The organism is Antarctobacter sp., from assembly GCF_048262615.1.
Lineage (GTDB): Bacteria > Pseudomonadota > Alphaproteobacteria > Rhodobacterales > Rhodobacteraceae > Antarctobacter.
In genome coordinates, this window is record NZ_JBLXFB010000026.1 from 24,011 (window position 1) to 43,975 (window position 19,965).

At 64.4% G+C, this 19,965-nt stretch carries 22 protein-coding genes; 8 read left to right on the plus strand and 14 right to left on the minus strand.

What is annotated here, in order from left to right:
• Positions 1–21: 21 nt before the first annotated feature.
• The 3 genes from ACN0S5_RS20140 (at position 22) to ACN0S5_RS20150 (ending at position 3,349) form a co-directional block, all read left to right on the plus strand.
• Entirely contained in the window at positions 22–792 is a 771-nt protein-coding gene (locus ACN0S5_RS20140; RefSeq protein WP_417210705.1) for an HAD-IIB family hydrolase, read from the plus strand.
• A gap of 5 nt (positions 793–797) precedes the next feature.
• Complete coding sequence (locus ACN0S5_RS20145) at positions 798–2,030, plus strand: glycosyl transferase (protein WP_417210706.1); 1,233 nt, start codon at positions 798–800, stop codon at positions 2,028–2,030.
• Between the two features lie 110 nt (positions 2,031–2,140).
• Positions 2,141–3,349 (plus strand): peptidoglycan-binding protein, encoded by a 1,209-nt coding sequence (locus tag ACN0S5_RS20150; protein WP_417210707.1) that lies wholly within the window; start codon positions 2,141–2,143, stop codon positions 3,347–3,349.
• Between the two features lie 9 nt (positions 3,350–3,358).
• Here the strand turns inward: ACN0S5_RS20150 and ACN0S5_RS20155 are convergent, their stop codons facing one another.
• From ACN0S5_RS20155 to rfbC, 4 genes are all read right to left on the minus strand, one after another.
• The gene (locus ACN0S5_RS20155; protein WP_417210709.1) at positions 3,359–5,101 is read right to left on the minus strand and encodes an alpha-amylase family glycosyl hydrolase; all 1,743 of its coding nucleotides are present in this window, start codon (positions 5,099–5,101) and stop codon (positions 3,359–3,361) included.
• 189 nt (positions 5,102–5,290) lie between these two features.
• Complete coding sequence (gene rfbD / locus ACN0S5_RS20160) at positions 5,291–6,136, minus strand: dTDP-4-dehydrorhamnose reductase (RefSeq protein ID WP_417210711.1); 846 nt, start codon at positions 6,134–6,136, stop codon at positions 5,291–5,293.
• The gene (rfbB, locus tag ACN0S5_RS20165; protein ID WP_417210712.1) at positions 6,133–7,182 is read right to left on the minus strand and encodes a dTDP-glucose 4,6-dehydratase; all 1,050 of its coding nucleotides are present in this window, start codon (positions 7,180–7,182) and stop codon (positions 6,133–6,135) included. The genes rfbD and rfbB overlap by 4 nt, the downstream gene beginning before the upstream one ends.
• Entirely contained in the window at positions 7,179–7,748 is a 570-nt protein-coding gene (gene rfbC / locus ACN0S5_RS20170; RefSeq protein WP_417210713.1) for a dTDP-4-dehydrorhamnose 3,5-epimerase, read from the minus strand. The genes rfbB and rfbC overlap by 4 nt, the downstream gene beginning before the upstream one ends.
• Positions 7,749–7,947: 199 nt before the next feature.
• On the opposite strand from rfbC, the gene rfbA reads away from it, so the two are divergent.
• Genes rfbA through ACN0S5_RS20190 form a run of 4 tightly spaced genes read left to right on the plus strand, consistent with a single transcriptional unit; the run spans position 7,948 to position 11,149 of the window.
• The gene (gene rfbA, locus ACN0S5_RS20175; protein ID WP_417210714.1) at positions 7,948–8,823 is read left to right on the plus strand and encodes a glucose-1-phosphate thymidylyltransferase RfbA; all 876 of its coding nucleotides are present in this window, start codon (positions 7,948–7,950) and stop codon (positions 8,821–8,823) included.
• Positions 8,820–9,602 (plus strand): enoyl-CoA hydratase-related protein, encoded by a 783-nt coding sequence (locus tag ACN0S5_RS20180; RefSeq protein ID WP_417210715.1) that lies wholly within the window; start codon positions 8,820–8,822, stop codon positions 9,600–9,602. The genes rfbA and ACN0S5_RS20180 overlap by 4 nt, the downstream gene beginning before the upstream one ends.
• The gene (locus ACN0S5_RS20185; RefSeq protein ID WP_417210716.1) at positions 9,602–10,120 is read left to right on the plus strand and encodes a thioesterase family protein; all 519 of its coding nucleotides are present in this window, start codon (positions 9,602–9,604) and stop codon (positions 10,118–10,120) included. The genes ACN0S5_RS20180 and ACN0S5_RS20185 overlap by 1 nt, the downstream gene beginning before the upstream one ends.
• A 60-nt stretch (positions 10,121–10,180) precedes the next feature.
• Entirely contained in the window at positions 10,181–11,149 is a 969-nt protein-coding gene (locus ACN0S5_RS20190; RefSeq protein WP_417210717.1) for an SMP-30/gluconolactonase/LRE family protein, read from the plus strand.
• 65 nt (positions 11,150–11,214) lie between these two features.
• Here the strand turns inward: ACN0S5_RS20190 and ACN0S5_RS20195 are convergent, their stop codons facing one another.
• The 9 genes from ACN0S5_RS20195 to ACN0S5_RS20235 form a co-directional block, all read right to left on the minus strand.
• Positions 11,215–12,201: an ABC transporter substrate-binding protein gene (locus tag ACN0S5_RS20195; RefSeq protein WP_417210718.1), complete on the minus strand. Its 987-nt coding sequence runs from the start codon at positions 12,199–12,201 to the stop codon at positions 11,215–11,217.
• Between the two features lie 52 nt (positions 12,202–12,253).
• On the minus strand, positions 12,254–13,105 hold the full coding sequence (locus tag ACN0S5_RS20200) for an ABC transporter permease (protein ID WP_417210719.1): 852 nt from the start codon (positions 13,103–13,105) through the stop codon (positions 12,254–12,256).
• Positions 13,102–14,052, minus strand: a complete 951-nt coding sequence (locus ACN0S5_RS20205; RefSeq protein WP_417210721.1) for an ABC transporter permease — start codon at positions 14,050–14,052, stop codon at positions 13,102–13,104. Before ACN0S5_RS20205 ends, ACN0S5_RS20200 begins: the two co-directional genes overlap by 4 nt.
• Positions 14,049–14,390, minus strand: a complete 342-nt coding sequence (locus tag ACN0S5_RS20210; RefSeq protein WP_094033096.1) for an EamA family transporter — start codon at positions 14,388–14,390, stop codon at positions 14,049–14,051. The genes ACN0S5_RS20205 and ACN0S5_RS20210 overlap by 4 nt, the downstream gene beginning before the upstream one ends.
• Positions 14,387–15,166 carry an ABC transporter ATP-binding protein gene (locus tag ACN0S5_RS20215; protein WP_417210723.1) on the minus strand — a complete coding sequence of 260 codons (780 nt, stop codon included), beginning with the start codon at positions 15,164–15,166 and terminating at the stop codon, positions 14,387–14,389. Before ACN0S5_RS20215 ends, ACN0S5_RS20210 begins: the two co-directional genes overlap by 4 nt.
• On the minus strand, positions 15,163–15,585 hold the full coding sequence (locus ACN0S5_RS20220) for a VOC family protein (RefSeq protein WP_417210725.1): 423 nt from the start codon (positions 15,583–15,585) through the stop codon (positions 15,163–15,165). The genes ACN0S5_RS20215 and ACN0S5_RS20220 overlap by 4 nt, the downstream gene beginning before the upstream one ends.
• 58 nt (positions 15,586–15,643) lie before the next feature.
• Entirely contained in the window at positions 15,644–17,098 is a 1,455-nt protein-coding gene (hydA, locus tag ACN0S5_RS20225) for a dihydropyrimidinase (RefSeq protein WP_417210726.1), read from the minus strand.
• 46 nt (positions 17,099–17,144) lie between these two features.
• Positions 17,145–17,435 (minus strand): GIY-YIG nuclease family protein, encoded by a 291-nt coding sequence (locus tag ACN0S5_RS20230; protein WP_417210727.1) that lies wholly within the window; start codon positions 17,433–17,435, stop codon positions 17,145–17,147.
• A gap of 129 nt (positions 17,436–17,564) precedes the next feature.
• Positions 17,565–18,815 (minus strand): Zn-dependent hydrolase, encoded by a 1,251-nt coding sequence (locus tag ACN0S5_RS20235; protein ID WP_417210730.1) that lies wholly within the window; start codon positions 18,813–18,815, stop codon positions 17,565–17,567.
• Positions 18,816–18,965: 150 nt separating this feature from the next.
• Here ACN0S5_RS20235 and ACN0S5_RS20240 point away from each other — a divergent pair, with 150 nt between their 5' ends.
• Positions 18,966–19,601: a TetR family transcriptional regulator C-terminal domain-containing protein gene (locus ACN0S5_RS20240; protein ID WP_417210733.1), complete on the plus strand. Its 636-nt coding sequence runs from the start codon at positions 18,966–18,968 to the stop codon at positions 19,599–19,601.
• Here the strand turns inward: ACN0S5_RS20240 and ACN0S5_RS20245 are convergent.
• On the minus strand, positions 19,598–19,909 hold the full coding sequence (locus ACN0S5_RS20245; protein ID WP_417210735.1) for a hypothetical protein: 312 nt from the start codon (positions 19,907–19,909) through the stop codon (positions 19,598–19,600). The two genes, ACN0S5_RS20240 and ACN0S5_RS20245, sit on opposite strands and share 4 nt — an antisense overlap.
• Between the last annotated feature and the right edge of the window lie 56 nt (positions 19,910–19,965).

The following is a 19,965-nucleotide window of genomic DNA, read 5'->3' on the forward strand; positions in this document are numbered from 1 at the left end:
AATGAAACATCGGCATCCCGCGTGACAGAACTTGTCGTCTTCAGCGATCTGGACGGGACCCTTCTGGATCACGAAAATTACTCATACGCCCCGGCGCAACCGGCACTGGATGCGCTTGCCGCGCGGGGCATCCCGCTGATCCTTGCCACGTCCAAAACCGCCGCCGAGGTCGCTGTGCTGCACAAGGCGCTGAACCTCGGGCATTGGCCCGCCATCGTCGAAAACGGAGCAGGGATCTACCGCTTCGGGGCACGTGGCGCAGATGATGCACCCTATATCGCAATCCGCGCCGCGCTGGACGCGCTGCCCGCCGATCTGCGCGCCCTGTTCACCGGCTTTGGCGATATGACAGACGCCGAGGTCACGCAGATCACCGGCCTGCCACTGGCGTCGGCAAAACGCGCCCGCCAACGCCAGCATTCAGAGCCCGGTCTCTGGCATGGTACGGACGCGGGGCGCACCGCCTTTCTGGAGGGCCTCGCAGAGCAGGGCATTCACGCACGGTCCGGCGGGAGGTTCCTGACGCTCTCGCACGGGCGCACCAAGGCCGACGGCTTGCGCCAGATTGCCGCCGAACTGCACGCGCGGCGCACGCTGGCGCTGGGCGACGCGCCCAACGACAGCGACATGCTGCGGGCCGCCGATTTCGGCGTCATCGTGCGCAACGACCACGGCCCCGGCATCCCCGAATTGCCCGGTGAAGCGCAGGGCACCATCCGGCGCACCACAGGTTTCGGCCCAAATGGCTGGGCCGAGGCGGTGCTGGCCTTTCTGAACGACACAAAGGACTGACTCGCATGGCGGATTTTCACCAGAACGGCAATATCGCGCAGTTTCACAACCTCCGCTCGCGCCCGCAGGAGGAATTGATCTATGAGATCGAGACCTACGCCCAGACCCGCAAGATCAGCCTCGTCCTGCCTTGCCTGTTTTCCGAACTCGAAGGCCCGGCCATGGGCAACATCATCGATGAGCTGAGCAAGGTCACTTACCTGCACCGCATCATCATCGGCCTCGACCGCGCCGATGAATCCCAGTTCCGGCGCGCCCGCGATTTCTTTGCCCGCCTGCCGCAGGACCATGTGGTGCTCTGGAACGACAGCCCCCGTATGCAGGCGCTGGACGCCAAGCTGGTCGGGATGGGACTGGCACCAGAGGAGCAGGGCAAGGGCAAGAACATGTGGACCTGCATGGGCTACCTGATTTCCTGCGCCGACAGCGCCGTGATGGCGCTGCATGACTGCGATATCGTCACCTACAAGCGCGATCTTCTGGACCGGCTGGTCTACCCCGTGGTGAACCCGAATTTCCGCTATCAGTTGTCCAAGGGGTTCTATCCCCGCATCGGCGACGGCAAGCTGAACGGGCGGGTGACCCGCCTCTTGGTGTCACCGCTGCTGATCGCGCTGAAAAAGGTGGTCGGTGACCGCGATTACATCGATTACCTGCGCGCCTTCCGCTATCCGCTGTCGGGGGAGTTTGCGCTGCGCACCTCGCTTTTGCCCGATCTGCGTATCCCGTCGGACTGGGGGCTGGAGATCGGCGTCCTGTCAGAGGTCTGGCGCAATCTGGGGCGGCATTCGGTCTGTCAGGTGGAAATCGCCGACGCCTATGACCACAAACATCAGGCGGTCAGCGAAGAGGACGCCGCCACCGGGCTTAACCGTATGTCGATGGACATCTGCAAGGCGATCTTCCGCAAGTTGGCCGCCGACGGCACGGTCTTTACCCCAAACGTCTTTCGCGCGCTCAAGGCCACGTATTACCGGGTCGCGCTGGATCTGGTGGAATTCTATGACAATGACGCCAAGATGAACGGCCTGACCATCGATCGTCACCGCGAGGAAAAGACCATCGAACTGTTCGCCAACAACATCATGGCGGCGGGCCACGTCTTCCTCGACAAGCCGAATGAGACGCCCTTTGTCCCGAACTGGAGCCGCGTAAACGCCGCCGACGCCGGGATTGTCAGCGAGTTGCGCGCGGCCGCCGCCGCCGACAATGATGAGTACGCGCCCAAGGCGTTCTGAGCGACCACGCCCCCCCCCCGGCAATGTCGACGTGCGCCAAGGAAGGCGCTACGCTCGGGCGGGATTACCCGCCTGCACAGGCGACTCGGGACGACACGGAGGGACATGTGATGATGTGGAAAGCGGGACTGGCGCTGCTGGGCGCCTTGGCTGGAACCCCCTCATTCGCCCTGTTCATCACCGGCGACGCGCTGGTCATCGGCAATGCCCGCTACGGCGAAGTGACCGCCGGTTTCGGCCCCGCCGAGGTGCAGGAGGTGGCCCATGCCCTGCGTCTGCGCGGGCAAGAGGTCGAGGCGCTGGCAAACGGCGGGCACGCTCCCATGGCGCAGGCCTTTGATGCCTTCGTCGGCTCGATTGCCAAGGATGAGGCCCCGCTGGTTGTTGTCCTGTCGGGCAAGTTTGTGCAGGGGCCGGGCGACGTTTATCTGCGGCCTGCCGGCCCGGATCAGGCAGCGGGGGCTCCAGGCCTGTCGCTGTCTGCCGTTCTGGACGTGCTGGCGCAAAGCCCGCGCCGGGCCTTCCTTGTATTGGGGGAGGCCGGGGCACAAGAGGCCCTCGGCGCGCTGGTTGTTCCCAACGGCGTGACCGTGATCCGTGGCCCATCCGATCAGGTGGCGCAGTTCGCCGCCCGCGAAATGGCGCAACCCGGCACGCGACTGGAACGGGCGGCAGAAGGCTATGACCTGACCATCGACGGACACCGCTCTGACAGCCTTGTGGTGCTGGACCATACAGAGGTCAGGCCCCCCACAGAAGCCGAACAAACAGCCGCACGAAACCGGGCGCGGCGGCTGGACGACATGGCTTGGCAGCAGGCGCAGGGGGCGGGCAGCGTCGATGCCTTTCGCGGCTATCTCGACAGCTTCCCGCAGGGGCACTTTGCGGACCGGGCGCAGGGGGCCGTGGCAGAGGCGGCGCTGACGCTGGATCCGGCGGCGCGGCGGTCGATCCAGCGCGATCTGGTACGCCTTGGGTTCCCGACGCGCGGCATCGACGGCATATTCGGCCCGGTCACGCGCGGGGCAATCGCCGCATGGCAGAATAGCGACGGGGCGGCAGTGACCGGCTATATCGACGCGCAGCAGATCGCGCGTCTGGCGGACCTCGCCGCCACGCAAGCCCCGCAGGCCACCGTCGCGGTCCCTCCCGTCAGACAACCAGTCCGTGCCGCCGTTTCCGCTCAGGAAACCGCTATCTGGAGCCGTGCGCGGGGCGAGGCGGGGTTGCACAACTATCTCAGCCAGTACCCCAGAGGCGCCCATGCCGCGCGTGCCCGTGTCCTGCTGAGCAATATCCAAAGGGGTGTCGACCGATAGGCGCGCGCCTCACTTTCGGTTGGTGATCCACCGGCATTGATAGGGGGCCAGCGTGACGCCGTCCTCTTCCGGGTGCAGGGTCTCACCGGACAGCAGATCCACCCAATCCTCATCCGCGATCAGGTTCAGCGCGCGGGGCGGCAGGTCGACCGTTTCGGCGCTGACGTTGTGCAAGGCAAAGATCGACTGACTGCGGTCCAGCGCCTGCCGCCAGACGGCAAAGACCCGGTCATCCACCATCAGGGTGAAATTCGTCGCGTTGGGATGGAACGCCGCCTGTTTCGACCGCAGCCGCAGCCGCTCTGACAGCGCTGCCAGCACCCGCGCCTGATCGCTTGTCGGATCGGCCAGCTTTGCCCGCAACTCAGGATAGTCCCAGCGATGCCGGTTAATCGCCCGGTTCATGCCGCGCCGCGCGACGCCCTCTAGGTCATTCTCGGTGGCCAGCATGGCGTGGATGTAGAAAGCCGGGATACCCTCCAGCGACATCACGATGGTCTGCGAGCAGACAAAGCGGTCCACCTGCAACCCGTCCGGCCCCTTGTAGGTGCGTTTCATGGCCGAAAAGAAGGTGGTGTTCAGTTCATAGACCGCCGTCCCGCCGCCGGGCAGCGCCCGCATCGAGGCAAGGCCGCCGGTTTCCTGCACGGTCTGGATCATCCGGGCGATTTCCTCATCCGGCAGCAGCCCCTCGGCGGGGCGCATGCCGATGCCGTCGTGACTGGACGAGAAGTTCAGGTAGGCGCAGCCATGCGGGGCAGGGGGCATCGCCCGCTGCCAGTTCGACAGCGCCTTGGCATCGCCCGACAGCATCGCGTGCAGGATCAACGGCGGCAGGGGAAAGTTGTAGATCCAGTGCGCCTCATTCAACTGCCCGAAATAGCTGAGGTTCTCGGCCTTGGGCACGTTCGTCTCCGTCAGCAGGACAATCGGTTCCGCCGCGAAATCCGCCAGCACGCGCAACAGCTGCACAATGGCATGGGTCTTGGGCAGATGGATCGAGGGCGTGCCGGGTTCCTTCCAGACAAAGGCCACCGCATCCAGTCGGACGATCTTGACGCCTGCGTCCACATGCAGCCGGATGATGCGGATGATTTCCAGCAGCACCTCGGGGTTGCGGAAGTCCAGATCGACCTGATCGTGGCTGAAGGTGCACCAGACATGTCGGGTGCCCATCGCCGTCTCGACCTCTTGCAGCAGCGGCGTGATGCGCGGACGGACCACCATCGACAGGTCGTCCTCGGGTGAGGCTTCGTAAAAGAACCCGTCAAAGGGGGCCTGGCCCTGGCGGTAGGCGTTGAACCAGGTGCCCTGACTTGAGACGTGGTTGAGCACCAGATCCGACATCAGGTGCCATTCCGCGCCGATCCGGCGGATGTCCGGCCAGTCGCCCAGCGTCGGGTTCACCTTGCGATAATCGGTCACGGCAAAGCCGTCGTCAGAGGTGAACGGGAAGAACGGCAGGATATGGACCCCGTTCACCACCCCCTGCATGTGGCTGCTCAGAAAGTCGCGCAGCAGGTCCAGCGGTTTGTAGACGCCGTCGATCAGGCTGTCGCCATAGCTGATCAGCAGCGCGTCCTTTTGCGACCATAGGGTATTGCCGGGCTTGCGGGCGCGTTTGCGGGTGGCGGATTGATCGGGCCAGAACGCCTCGATCACCTGCGCGGTCAGCATGTCGGCGTCGCGCTCCGGATAAAGCCGCATCAGGAGCGCGCGCAGACGGTTTGACAGCGGGGCGGGCGGTGGCATCGGGGATGGTCCGTCTGAGGTCATCATTCCGTTATAGGCAAGAGGGGCGCGACCATGGAAGCGGCAACGCGGCCCCGTGGCGCGCCTTGAAGGCCGATGCACATTTGTTGGGCGCGCAGGGGGCGCTGCCCCCTCTGCGCCTTTGGCGCATTCACCCCCGGGTGTATTTGGACAGAGAAGAAGCCGGGATCAGCGCGCCGCCAGTTCCCGCAACACCTCATTGAGATCGGCGCGCCAGTCGGGGCGCGGCAACCCAAAGGTCCGGGTGAGGCTGCTGTTGTCCAGCCGCGAATTCAGCGGGCGGGCGGCGGGCGTCGGATAGGCGGCGGTTGCGATGTCCAGCACCTGTGTCCCAAGGCCCGCGCGGTCAAAGATGGCGCGGGCGAAATCGGCCCAGCTGGTCTCCGGGGTGCCGGAAAGGTGATAGGTGCCGGTCTTTTGCGGGTTGTGGCGCAGCGCCCGACCCACCGCAAGGCAGGCGCGGGCGATGGCGGCGGCGGAGGTCGGGCCGCCGATCTGGTCGGCGACGATGTTCAGCCGGTCCCGGTCCGCCCCCAGCCGCAGCATGGTTTTCACAAAATTGGCACCGTGGGCCGAGAACACCCAAGAGGTGCGCAGGATGGCGTATGTGCCGCCCGCCGCGCGTATGCCCGCTTCCCCGGCCAGTTTGGAGCGGCCATAGGCGTTGATCGGCGCGGTGGGGGCGTCCGGGGTCCATGGGGCGGAGCCCGAGCCGTCAAAGACGTAGTCGGTCGAGATATGCACCAGCGCCGCGCCCGCATCCGCACAGGCGCGGGCCATGGCGGCGGGGGCCGCGCCATTGATCAGGGTGGCGCGCGCCGCGTCCTGTTCGGCGTGGTCCACGGCGGTATAGGCGGCGGCGTTGATGACGATATCGGGGCGGTGCTGGCGGATGGCGTCCGCGCAGGTCCGGGGGTCTTCCAGATTGGCGTCGTCGCGGCCAAGCGCCGTCACATCACCCAGCCGCTGCAATTCTGTGGCGACCTGCCCGGTGCGGCCAAAGACAAGGATCACGCCGTCACTCCCAGCCGCTGTCCTACGCCCTGCCGGTGTTGCAAGGCGCGCCACCAGGGTTCATGCGCCAGATACCAGTCCACCGTCCGTTCCAGCCCCTCTTCGACCGTCACCGATGGCCGCCAGCCCAGTTCATCGCGGATGCGCGCGGGGTCGATGGCGTAACGCGCGTCATGGCCGGGGCGGTCAGTCACAAAGGTGATGAGGTCGGCGTAAGACCCCTTTGGCAAAGGGCGCTTGCGGTCAAGGATCGCGCAGAGCGTCTGCACCAGTTGCAGGTTCGTGCGTTCGTTCTCTCCGCCGATGGCGTAGCTGCGCCCCACCGTGCCGCGCGTGATCACCTGCAACAGGGCCTCGGCGTGGTCCTCGACATAGAGCCAGTCGCGCACATTGGACCCGTCGCCGTAGATCGGCAGGGGTTTGCCCGCCAGCGCGTTCAGGATCACCACCGGGATCAGCTTTTCGGGGAAATGGTAGGGGCCGTAATTGTTCGAGCAATTGGTCAGCACCACCGGCAGTCCGTAGGTCTCATGCCACGCGCGCACCAGATGGTCCGACCCTGCCTTGGACGCGGAATAGGGCGATCTGGGGTCGTAGGCGGTGTCTTCGGTGAACCGGGTCCGGGGGTCTGCCGGGAGCGAGCCATAGACTTCATCGGTCGAGATGTGGTGAAAGCGGAACGCCTCGGGCCTGCCCGCCCCGGTCCAATAGGCGCGGGCCGCCTCCAGCAGGTGAAAGGTGCCCATGACATTGGTGTCGATAAAGGTGCCGGGCCCGTCGATGGACCTGTCCACATGGCTTTCGGCGGCCAGATGCATCACCGCGTCGGGGCGATGGGCGTCAAACACCCGGTCCAGCGCGGCGCGGTCGCGGATATCGGCCTGCTCGAAGGCATAGCCGGGGTGGTCCACCACGCTGGCGACATTGTCGAGACAGGCGGCATAGGTCAGCGCATCCAGATTGACCACCTCATGGCCCTGCGCAATCGCCCGGCGCACGACGGCAGAGCCGATGAACCCGGCCCCGCCGGTCACCAACAGTTTCATGCCGCGCCCTCCCAGGTGAAGGGGCTGTTGAAGGCCTTGAACACAGGGGCCCCGGCGTCCTTGTCGCTGAGCACGGCTGGTGCGGTCAGCCCCCAGTCGATGCCGATCGAAGGGTCGTCATAGTGCACCGCGCCTTCGGTTTCCGGGGCATAGTAGTCCGAGCATTTATAGACGATCTCGGTGTCCGCCGCGCGGGTGACAAAGCCATGCAGAAAGCCGGCGGGGATCAGCAGTTGCTTGCCGTTCTCCGCGGACAGTTCCACCCCGATCCAGTTGCCATAGGTCGGAGAGCCCACCCGGATATCCACCGCCACGTCGAACAGCCGGCCACGCCCGCAGCGCACCAGTTTGTGCTGCGCATGTGGCGGGGCCTGAAAATGCAGACCGCGCACGGTGCCCGCCTCTGCCGACAGCGAATGGTTGTCCTGCACGAAATCGATCTCGATCCCGTGGTCGGCCATGCGCTGCCGGTTCCACGTTTCACTGAAAAACCCGCGCGCGTCGCCGAAACGGCGCGGCGTGAGGATCAGCACGCCGGGCAGCGCGGTGGGTTGTACGTCAAGCATCGGGCCCCCGTCGGTCCTGTCGTCCGATCCGTTCTACACGGGACGCGGGGCGACAGTAAGGCGCAACCGTGGCCAGTCTGGCACAGGACACCGCCGATGCACGAAGAGTGTTTCCGATTTCGCCTCACTCTTGCCAGAGTGCGCGGGCAACAGACCGGCAACCGTCAAGCAAGAGGGGCTTATCACCCATGACACAGGCATGACACAGCGCAAGGGCATCATTCTGGCCGGGGGATCGGGCACGCGGCTGTATCCGATCACCATGGGTGTGTCGAAACAGCTTTTGCCGATCTATGACAAGCCGATGATCTACTATCCGCTGTCGGTGCTGATGCTGACCGGCATCCGCGAGATCTGTATCATCACCACGCCGCAGGATCAGGACCAGTTCCGCCGCACGCTGGGCGATGGCAGCCAGTGGGGGCTGTCCTTGGACTATGTGGTGCAGCCCTCTCCGGACGGGTTGGCGCAGGCCTATCTGCTGGCAGAGGCATTCCTTGCGGGTGCGCCCTCGGCCATGGTGCTGGGCGACAACATCTTTTTCGGCCACGGATTGCCCGAACAGTTGCGCGCGGCGGATGAGCAGGCGGAGGGCGGCACGGTCTTTGGTTACCGGGTGGCGGACCCGGAACGGTACGGCGTGGTCGATTTTGGCCCCGATGGCACGGTGCGCAGCCTCATCGAGAAACCTGTCAAAGCGCCGTCGCCCTATGCGGTGACGGGACTTTATTTTCTCGACGGCTCTGCCCCCGAACGCGCCCGCGCGGTGGTGCCCTCGGCGCGGGGCGAGCTGGAGATCACCTCGCTGCTGGAGATGTACCTGCATGCCGGGCTGCTGAGTGTGCAACAAATGGGCCGGGGCTATGCCTGGCTGGACACCGGCACCCATGCCTCGCTGCTGGACGCGGGAAATTTTGTGCGCACCCTGTCGGAACGGCAGGGCCAACAGGTTGGCTGCCCCGAAGAGATCGCCTATCAACAGGGCTGGATCGACGCCGACGCGCTGATGCAACGCGCGCGGCTGTTCGGAAAATCGGGCTACGGGGCCTATCTGGCACGATTGGTTGAAACATGAGCGACGTCACCACTCAGCGGCACGGGCGCGTCCTGTTGATCACCCTTGACCGGCCCAAGGCCAACGCCATCGCGGCGGCGACCAGCATGGCGCTGGGCGCGGCGTTCCAGACCTTGCAAGACGATGATGGCCTGTCGGTGGGCATTGTCACCGGCGGCGGCACGCGGTTTTTCTCTGCCGGGTGGGATCTCAAGGCGGCGGCCGAGGGCGAGGCGGCGGATGCGGATCAGGGCGTCGGCGGCTTTGCCGGTCTGACAGAGTTCTGGGGCCTGAAAAAGCCGGTGATCGCCGCTGTCAACGGCATGGCGCTGGGCGGCGGGTTTGAACTGGCGCTGGCGGCGGACATGATCGTGGCGGCGGACCACGCCGAATTCGGCCTGCCAGAGGCGACCATCGGTGTGGTGCCCGATTCCGGCGGCGTGATCCGCCTGCCGCGCCTGTTGCCGCGCTCCATCGCGATGGAAATGATGATGACGGGCCGCCGTGCGACGGCGCAGGAGCTCTCCCGCTGGGGGCTGGTGAATGCGGTGGTGCCGGGTGCTGACCTGCTGGACGCGGCCTTGGCGCTGGCAGAGCGTGTCGCCGCTTCTGCCCCCTTGTCGTTGCAGGCGATCAAGGAAATCGACCGCGCCACAACCGGGCTGAGCGAAGAAGAGGCCTATGCCAGAATGCGCTCGGGCGACCTGCCGATCTATGACCGCATCTACGCCAGCGCGGACGCGGCAGAGGGCATCGCGTCTTTCTCGGAGAAACGCGATCCGGTCTGGAAGGGGCGCTGATGCTGGTCACGGAAACCTTCCTGCACGACTGGACAGGGGACATCGCAGCCCCGCTGGTTCTGGTCCGCAACACGGTCAAACCCGACTGGGTGGACGAATTTCACCACCTCAACATGGCGCATTACCTGACCATCTGCGATCAGGCGAACTGGGCCTTCTGGAACTGGATCAACGCGCCGGTCCAGACCATCGAGGCGCGGCAGGGCCACGAATACGCCATTATCGAAAACCACGTCACCTACACCGGCGAACTGGCCGAGGGCGATGCGTTTTCCATTCAGACGCAACTGCTGGAGGTGGACGCCAAACGGCTGATCCTGTTCCACCGTGTGATGGACGCGGACGGCAATCTCAGCGCCACCAATGAGGTCAAGTTCCTTGGCTTTGATCTCAATGCGCGCCGCGCCGAGGCGTGGCAGCCACAGGTGGCCGGCCGGCTTGCGCAGGTCTTGACCGTGCATGACACCCTCGACCGGCCCCGGCAGGCGGGGCAGGGGATCGCCCTGAACAAGCGTTAGGGTTGGCATCCCGCCCAATACATCCGCGCCGCAAGGCGCAGCAGCAACAGGAGATCACAGGTGAGCGACAACGACCTTTTCCCGAACGGCTGGACCCCGACGACACGTTACCCCGACCCGGCGGTGCAATCGCTGGACCCCGCCTTTGACAAGTACCGCCTGCCTCTGGCGGGGGTCGAACGGCTGGCCACCGGCATGCGCTGGGCCGAAGGGCCGGTCTGGTTCGGCGACGCCCGCCACCTGTTGTGGAGCGATATTCCCAACAACCGGATCATGCGCTGGGACGAAGAGACCGGGCAGGTCAGCCCGTTCCGCGCACCGTCTAATTTTGCCAATGGCCACACGCGGGACCGGCAAGGCCGCCTGATCTCTTGCGAACATGGCGGGCGGCGCATCACCCGGACCGAATACGACGGCACCATCACCGTCCTGATGGACAGCTTTGATGGCAAACGCCTGAATTCGCCCAACGATATCATCGTCAAATCTGACGGCTCTATCTGGTTCTCGGACCCGGTGTTCGGCATCTTGGGCAACTATGAGGGCTACAGGTCAGAGCCGGAACTGACCCAGAATGTCTATTGCCTGAACCCGGACACGGGTGAGGCCATTGTCGTCGCCGATGACGTGCTTGGCCCCAATGGGCTGTGTTTCTCGCCGGATGAAAGCATCCTCTACATCGTCGAATCCCGAGGCGTGCCGACCCGCAAGATCCTTGCCTACGATGTCGGCAGCGACGGACGCACCCTGTCCAACAAACGCGTGCAGATCGACGCCGGACCGGGCACGCCGGACGGGATGCGCTGCGATGTCGAGGGGAACCTGTGGTGCGGCTGGGGCATGGGCGATCCGGAATTGGACGGCGTCATGGTCTTTGCGCCGGATGGCAGGCCCATCGGTCGCATCGCCTTGCCGGAACGCTGTGCCAACCTGTGCTTTGGCGGGCGCGCCAACAGCCGGATCTTCATGGCCGCCGCGCAGTCTGTCTATGCCTTGTACGTGAACGTGGCGGGCGTCAAAGGCGGCTGAGCCGCCCTCCGGTCAAAAAAACGCGAGGCCCCGCAAAGGGCCTCGCGCCGGTCCGTTCAATCGGCTCAGTTCAGCGCCGCGTCCGAGATCACATGCGTCCAAGCGCCCTCAGGCTGCTTGGTGATCACCGGGTCCGAACCACCTGCCAGCAGGGTATCGACTGTGCGCTGGTAATCCGCCGGGTCCAGAGCACCGTTTGACCCTGCGGTCAGCTTGGCCACCTCGCCCATCATGCGGATCTGGTGCGCCTCGGTCTGGGCGCCGGTCTCATCGTAGTCCAGCACGATCATCGCCGCGTCCTCGGGGTTTTCCTCGGCCCATTTCCAGCCTTTCATCGAGGCGGCGACAAAGCGGGTCATCTTGTCCACAAAGGCCGGATCGGCAAGGTTTTCCTCCAGCACGTAAAGGCCATCCTCCATCGTCGCCACGCCCTGATCCTGATACTTGAAGGTCACCAGTTCCCCGGCGTCCACGCCCGCGTCGATCACCTGCCAGTATTCGTTATAGGTCATGGTCGAAATGCAATCGGCCTGACGCTGCAACAGTGGGTCGACGTTGAACCCCTGTTTCAGCACCTCGACAGAGCCGTCCATCTTGCCGTCGGTCTTGATGCCAAGGCTGCTCATCCACGACAGGAAGGGGAATTCATTGCCAAAGAACCAGACCCCCAGCGTGCGGTTGTCCAGATCGGCCGGTTCCGTGATTCCGGCGTCTTTCCAGCAGGTCAGCATCATGCCGGAGGATTTGAACGGCTGCGCGATGTTGACCAGCGGCAGGCCGTTTTCCCGCGCGGACAAAGCGGCGGGCATCCATTCCACCACCACGTCGGCACCGCCCCCGGCGATCACCTGCGTCGGTGCGATGTCGGGGCCGCCGGGCATGACGGTCACGTCCAGATCGGCCTCGTCGTAATAGCCGTTTTCCAGCGCCACGTAGTAGCCTGCGAACTGCGCCTGCGTGACCCATTTCAGTTGCAATTTGACCTCATCCGCGGCCAGTGCCGGGGACGCCATCCCCAATGCCGCAACGGCGGCGATCCATGTCTGTTTCATCTTTTCAGTACCTCCTTGGTGCCTAGTCTTTTGGCCGGTTTTCCCGGTCCGGTTATCGCCCGCCTCGGAAAGAGGCGTGCCAGAATGTCATGCGGCGTTCGGCAAGGGCCACAAGGCCGTAAAACGCCGTCCCCGACAGCGCCGACACAAGGATGGCCGACCAAACCATGCCAAGGTCAAGCTGTCCGATGCTGGTCGAGATGCGAAATCCCAACCCTTGCGTCGGACTGCCAAAGAACTCGGCAACGATGGCCCCGATCAGCGCCAGCGTCGAGGAAATCTTGAGCCCGTTAAAGATGAAGGGCAGCGCGGCGGGCAGGCGGAGTGTCCACAGCGATTGCCCCCAAGTGGCCGCGTAAGTGCGCATCAGGTCGCGCTGCATGGCGGAGGTTTCCGACAGGCCCGCGACCGTGTTCACCAGCATCGGGAAATAGACCATCAGCACCACAACCGCCGCCTTGCTCTGCCAGCCAAAGCCGAACCACATCACAAGGATCGGCGCGGTGCCCACAATCGGCAGCGCCGCCATGAAGTTGCCCAGCGGCAGCAACCCCCGGCGCAGATAGTCCGACCGATCCACCAGCAGCGCGGTCAGAAAGGCCGCGCCGCAGCCGATGACATAGCCCGACAGCGCGCCTTTCAGGATCGTCTGGGTAAAGTCGCCCCAGAGCGTCGACAGGTTCCCGGCAAAGCTGGACGCGATCAGCGAGGGCGGCGGCAGGATCACCGTTGGCACCTGCATCCCGCGCACCACCAGTTCCCACATGCCCAGCACGGTCGCGCCAAAGATCAACGGCACCGTAAGGCGCACCGCGCCCGTGTCCCGCGCCGGGCCGTTCGCCAGCATCACGTTCACACCAAATCCGATGGCCCAGAGAAGGACAGCAAACACCACAAGGGTCATGGCTTGGCCCCCATCTTGCGCAGGGTCCGCCGCTCTATCCAGCTTGTTGCCCAGACCAGCACCGCCGCCAGACCCGCCGCCACCAGCAGCGCCGCCCAGATCTGCGCGGTCTGGCCGTAGTAGCTGCCCGCCAGCATCCGCGCGCCAAGGCCGCCTTTCTGCACCGGCAGTTCCCCCACGATGGCCCCAACAAGGCTGGCCGCGATGGCGATCTTGAGCGAGGCAAACAGATAGGGGACCGACGCGGGCAGGCGCAGCTTCCACAGCACGGCGGACGTGGGTGCGTTATAGGTGCGCATCAGGTCCATCTGCATCGAGTCCGGGCTGCGCAGCCCCTTGACCATGCCCACGACCACCGGAAAGAACGACAGATAGGCCGAAATCACCGCTTTGGGGATCAGCCCCTGCACGCCAATCGAATAGAGCACAACGATGATCATCGGCGCCAAGGCCACGATGGGGATGGTCTGGCTGACAATCGCCCAAGGCATCACGCTCATGTCCATGACGCGGCTGTGTACGATCCCCACGGCCAACCCGACGCCCAACACCGTGCCGATCACAAACCCCAGAAAGGTCGCGTTCAGCGTGACAATGGCGTGGTACACCAGTGACCGGTTCGACAGCGTCCCCGACCGCACGATCCCCCGCCGCCCGTTCACTTCCTCATCAATGGTCGAGTCGTAAAGCTCGACCAGCACCTGATGCGGCGCGGGCAGTTTCGGCCTGTCAGAGCTCCAGCTATCGCCAAGCGCGTGCGTGTTGCGCACCACCAGCGCCCAGTTGCCCATATCGCGCCGCTCGACCGCCGAAGGGGGCGAGACCGCAACCCCCGCACGCTCTGCCGCCGTCAGCACCTCTTTCACGTTCATCGGCACCACGGCGACGTACCACAGCGCGATCAGCGCAAGCACCATACCCAGAACCGGGGGGATGAACCTTGTCATCGTGCGCCTCCGACGTTGGGGGCTATCAGGATCAGGGCCACCGCAACGACGCCAAGAACAATGCCCGCCATCTGCAACGGCAGGGGGCGTTCGCCGAAAAACATAAAGGCCACCAACGCGGCCAGAACCAGTTGCAGCACCGCCGAGACAGAGATTGCCACCGCCATGCCGCCTTCACGCATCAGGCGCACCATCATCAGGTTGCCCAACGTATACAGGACCAAGGCCAGCCCCAGCAGCATCAGCCGCTGATTGTCGACATAGGACCGCAGCGCGGCGCTTGCGCCCAGAAAGACCGCCATCGCACCGCCAAGCCACGTCAGGAATCCCGCGCTCATTCCTCATACCCCGCACGCAGCCCCTCGCGGACGCGGTGCGCCACCTCGATGAACTCTGGCGTATCGCGAATGTCCAGCGGGCGTTCCTTGGGCAGGGGGGACACGATAACATCGGTGATCCGACCGGGTCGGGGCGACATCACCACGATATGCGTCGACAGATACACCGCCTCGGGGATCGAGTGGGTCACGAAACCGATGGTCTTTTCGGTCTTGGCCCAGAGCTTCAGCAGTTCCTCGTTCAGATGATCGCGGACGATCTCATCCAGTGCGCCGAACGGTTCATCCATCAGCAAAAGGTCGGCGTCAAAGGCCAGCGCCCTTGCAATAGACGCACGTTGTTGCATGCCTCCGGACAGTTGCCAGGGGAATTTCTTTTCAAAACCCGATAACTCCACAAGCTCCAGCACCCGCGCCACACGCTCGGCCTGTTCGGCCTTGGAAAACCCCATGATCTCCAGCGGCAGCGCGATATTGCGCCCGATGGTGCGCCACGGGTACAGCCCCGCCGCCTGAAACACATAACCATAGGCGCGCGCGCGCCGCGCCTCATCGGGGGTCATGCCGTTGACCGTCAGACTGCCGCCGGTGGGATGTTCCAGCGCCGCGATACAGCGCAGAAAAGTGGTCTTGCCGCAGCCCGACGGGCCGATAAAGCTGACAAAACTGCCCTTTTCGATGTCGAGGCTGACATCTTTCAGCGCGTGGACCGGCCCATCGGCGGTCTGGAATGTCAGGTCGAGGTGGCTGGCCTGGATCACCGGGCTTGCTGTCATACGTCTAGGCTCCAAAGGGCGGGGTCCGCGAATTCGACGCTGTTGCCAGCGGGATCGCGCACGTAGAGGGATCGCGGACCATGGGGCCAACGAAAATCGCTTTCGATGTCGACACCGGCAGCGGTCAGGCGGGCGGCAAGCGCGTCCAGCCCCTGCTCCGGTGTGGCGAAACAGATGTGTCCGGGGCCTTTGGCCCCATGCGGCGGCACCGGCAAGGCATCGGGGGCAGGGGGGTGTCGCGTGGCCTCGGCGACAAAGGCCAGCACGACAGATGCGCCGCACCGGAAAAACACGTGCCGCACGTCGACGCGAATGATCCGTTCCAGCCCCAGGAGACCGCCGTAAAACGCCTCTGCCGAGTCGAGGTCTTCGACGTAGATGGCCGCCTCAAGGACGCCAGAGAGGGAAGGCGCGCTCATGCGGGTGCCCCGTGGCACCGCACAACCCCCAACCCAATGTCCCCGAGACGCGCCAAACCTACACCCCGCTTGCCGGAATGCCCGACCGTTTTACCGGACGCGGCGCGGTCAGTTCCTTCCAAGTGCTCAAAGCGGTGTTGGTCGGCGTGCCGCCCCGGCGCTCGACAAACTTGCCGTGGCCTTCCTCTGAGGTCAGCACACCGTCGGTCACCGCGACCTGCCCGCGTGTCAGCGTGTAACGCGGCAGGCCTTTGACCTCTTTGCCCTCGAACACGTTGTAATCAATGGCGGACACCTGCGACGCGGCTGCAATCGTCTTGGTCTTCGCCGGGTCCCAGACCACGATATCCGCGTCCGAGCCGACGCGAATGGCCCCCTTGCGCGGGTAGCAGTTCAGCACCTTGGCGATATTGGTCGAGGTGACGGCGACAAATTCCTCTTTTGTCAGGCGACCGGTTTCCACCCCATGGGTCCACAGCATCGGCATCCGGTCCTCAAGACCGCCGGTGCCGTTGGGGATCTTGGTGAAATCGCCGACGCCATAGCGTTTCTGTTCGGTGGTAAAGGCGCAGTGGTCGGTGGCCACAACGCTCAACGATCCGGACTGCAAGCCAGCCCAGAGGCTGTCCTGATGTTTGGCATTGCGGAACGGCGGGGACATGACGCGGCGCGCGGCATGGTCCCAATCGGGATGCGCATATTCGCTGTCGTCCAGCGTCAGGTGCTGGATCAGTGGCTCGCCCCAGACGCGCTTGCCCTGCTGGCGCGCGCGCCGGATCGCCTCGTGCGCCTCTTCGCAGGACACGTGAACGATGTAGAGCGGCACGCCCGCCATGTCGGCAATCATGATGGCGCGGTTGGCGGCCTCCCCCTCGACCTGCGGGGGGCGGGAATAGGCATGCGCCTCGGGGCCGGTATTGCCCTCGGCCAAAAGGCGCGCCTGAAGATCGGCGACCACGTCGCCGTTTTCCGCGTGGACCATGGCGATGCCGCCCAGTTCGCCGATGCGCTGGAAACTGGCGAACATCTCATCGTCCTGCACCATCAGCGCGCCTTTGTAGGCCATGAAGTGCTTGAAAGTGGTGATGCCGCGATCTTCGATCACGGTTTTCATCTCGTTGAAGACCTGTTCGCCCCACCACGTCACCGCCATGTGGAACGAGTAATCGCAATGCGCGCGGGTCGATTTGTTGTCCCACATCTGCAAGGCATCCAGCAGCCCCTGACCGGGCGAGGGCAAGGCGAAATCCACCACCATCGTGGTGCCGCCTGCCAGCGCCGCGCGGGTGCCAGAGTCGAAATCATCGCTGGAATAGGTGCCCATAAAGGGCATTTCCAGATGGGTATGCGGGTCGATGCCGCCGGGCATGACGTAACAGCCGGTGGCGTCCAACTCCTTGTCGCCACTCAGGTTATCGCCGATCTCGACAATCTTGCCGCCGTCGACCAAAACATCGGCCTTCCAGCTAAGGTCTGCCGTGACGATTGTGCCGTTCTTGATGACTGTGGTCATTGGTGTGTCTCCCTGCGCTACGCAGTCCCGGACCTGATCCGGGACCTCAGAGAAACGAGGTGTCCATGATCAGGTCGGACCAGTTCGGATTGATTTCTTGGATCAGCGCGTCTTTCCACGACCGCCGCCACCGTTTCAGTTTTCGCTCGCGTGCGATGGCGTCCGGCAGGCTTTCGTGCGCCTCGTAGTAGACCAGTTTGCGGATGCGGTATCGTGAGGTGTGAACGGACCCTTGGCCCGAATGATGTTCCATCATGCGCTTGTGCAGATCGCCCGTCACGCCGATGTAGATCGCCGTGTTCGCGTTGCAGGCCGCGATGTAGGTGTAGAACGCCATGCGTCACATTGGGCGAAACATGGTAAACAAGATGCAAACGCAGTCCCGGACTTGATCCGGGACCTCTTTCGAGGCGTAGAGCGAGGTCCCGGATCAAGTCCGGGACTGCGTTTTGAACACCCTCGAAGCTCACCCCTCAATCCCCGCCGTCTCGACCACCGCGTGGAACAGGACGTCCGCGCCCGCCTTGGCCCAGTCCTTGCTGATCTCTTCGGCCTCGTTGTGCGACAGCCCGTCGACGCAGGGGCACATCACCATGGCCGTCGGGGCCACCCGGTTGATCCAGCAGGCGTCGTGCCCGGCGCCCGAAATCAGGTTGCGGTGGGAATAGCCCAGCCGTTCCGCCGCGTTGCGCACCGCCGTCACACAGCCCGCGTCGAATTCCACCGGATCGAACCCGCCGACCTTTTCGAACTCCACCGACAATTCCATATCGCGGCAGATCTCTTCTGCCGCCACCTTCAGCCGCGCCTCCATGTCGCGGATCACCGCCAGTTCGGGGGACCGGAAGTCCACCGTGAACACCACCTTGCCGGGGATCACGTTGCGCGAGTTCGGGTAGACGTCGATATGGCCCGCCGCGCCCACGGCGTGCGGCGCGTGGCTCAGGGCGATCTCCTCGACCTTTTCCAGAATGCGCGCCATGCCCAGACCGGCATTCCGGCGCATCGGCATCGGGGTAGAACCGGTGTGCGCGTCCTTGCCCGTCACCGTCACCTGCGTCCACGACAGACCCTGCCCGTGGGTGACAACGCCGATATCCACGCCCTCGGCCTCCAGAATGGGGCCCTGTTCGATGTGCAGCTCAAAGAAGGCGTGCATCTTGCGCGCGCCCACCTCTTCGTCACCCTTCCAGCCGATCCGTTCCAGTTCCGCGCCAAAACTCTTGCCCTCTGCGTCCTCGCGCGCATAGGCCCAGTCCTGCGTATGCACCCCGGCAAACACCCCCGAGGCCAGCATCGCGGGCGCGTAGCGGGTGCCTTCCTCGTTGGTCCAGTTGGTGACCACGATGGGATGCCGCGTCTTGATCCCCAGATCGTTCAGCGAGCGGATGATCTCCAGCCCGCCCAGAACCCCCAGCACGCCGTCATATTTGCCGCCCGTCGGCTGCGTATCCAGATGCGAGCCGACATAGACCGGCAGCGCACCGGGGTCCGTGCCCTCGCGCCGTGCGAACATGTTGCCCATGGTGTCCAGCCCCATGGTGCACCCGGCCTCTTCGCACCAGCGTTGAAACAGGGCCCGCCCCTCGGCATCCTCATCGGTCAGGGTCTGACGGTTGTTGCCGCCCGCGACGCCGGGGCCTATTCTGGCCATCTCCATCAGGCTGTCCCACAGCCGGTCGGCGTTGATGGTCATGTTGGCTGCTGGTCCGGCCATGGCGTAACTCCCCGTCTTTTCCCCGTCTGCTGCGGGTGCTTTCCGATTTGACCAATCGGTCAAAAGAACGCTACCAGAGGAGCGTAGTCAGTCAAGCGTCCTGCCGCCAAATCCGGCAGATGCGTTGAAAAGAGGCGAGCGGCGGCACCCATGACGGAAAAATCGGCATTCCTGCAAGAGGGCGACACCGCCCCGCAAACCCGCATCCAGCGCGCCAAGCGGCAGCAGATCCTTGAGGCCGGTTTGACGGTGTTTTCGGAGGCCGGATTTCGCGGGGCCACACTGGACCGAATCGCCACAGAGGCGGGCCTGTCGAAACCCAACCTGCTGTACTACTACCCCTCCAAGGAAGCGATCTACGAGGCGCTTTTGCGCGACCTGCTGGAAACATGGCTGGACCCGCTGCAAGCCATTGATTCCAAGGGGGAACCGGTCGAGGAAATCCTGTCCTACGTCCACCGAAAACTGCAAATGTCGCGGGATTTTCCACGCGAAAGCCGCCTGTTCGCCAATGAGATCGTGCAGGGCGCGCCGCGCATCATGCCCGTCCTCGAAGGCGAATTGCGCGACCTTGTCGACAGGCTGGCCACGGTGATCAAAGGCTGGATCGCCGCGGGCCGCATCGCCCCGGTCGACCCGCATCACTTGCTGTTTTCGGTCTGGTCGCTGACCCAGCATTACGCCGATTTCGACGTGCAGGTGCGTGCGGTTCTGAACGACGATGACCCGTTTCCGGGCGCGGAACAGCATCTGGATCTGTTGTTCCGGCGTCTGCTGACGCCTTAGCGGTCTGTGTCCCGGCGCGGGGATTGCGATCTGCGCGCCCAGTCCAGATAGCGGTCCTCCAGAACATGTTCGCAGAGCTTGAACAACAGCCAGCAGGACAGCGACAGCGCGCCCCAAATCACCAGTTCCGCCACTTGCCGCAGCGCCCCGTGCCGGATCGCCTCCCAGCCAAAGGCCTTGAGAAAGTCCAGACTGGCCATGGCTTGGGAAAACAGGTTGACCGTCACAAAGGCAAATGTGGCGGCTGCAATTCCGGCAAAGACAAAGATCAGGGCCGTCGGCCAGCGCGTGATATTGAGAAGGGCCACAGTTGTATCCTCCGCCTTGGGCGTTGTCCCGACGGACCGGGGGGCAGGTGCCGCAG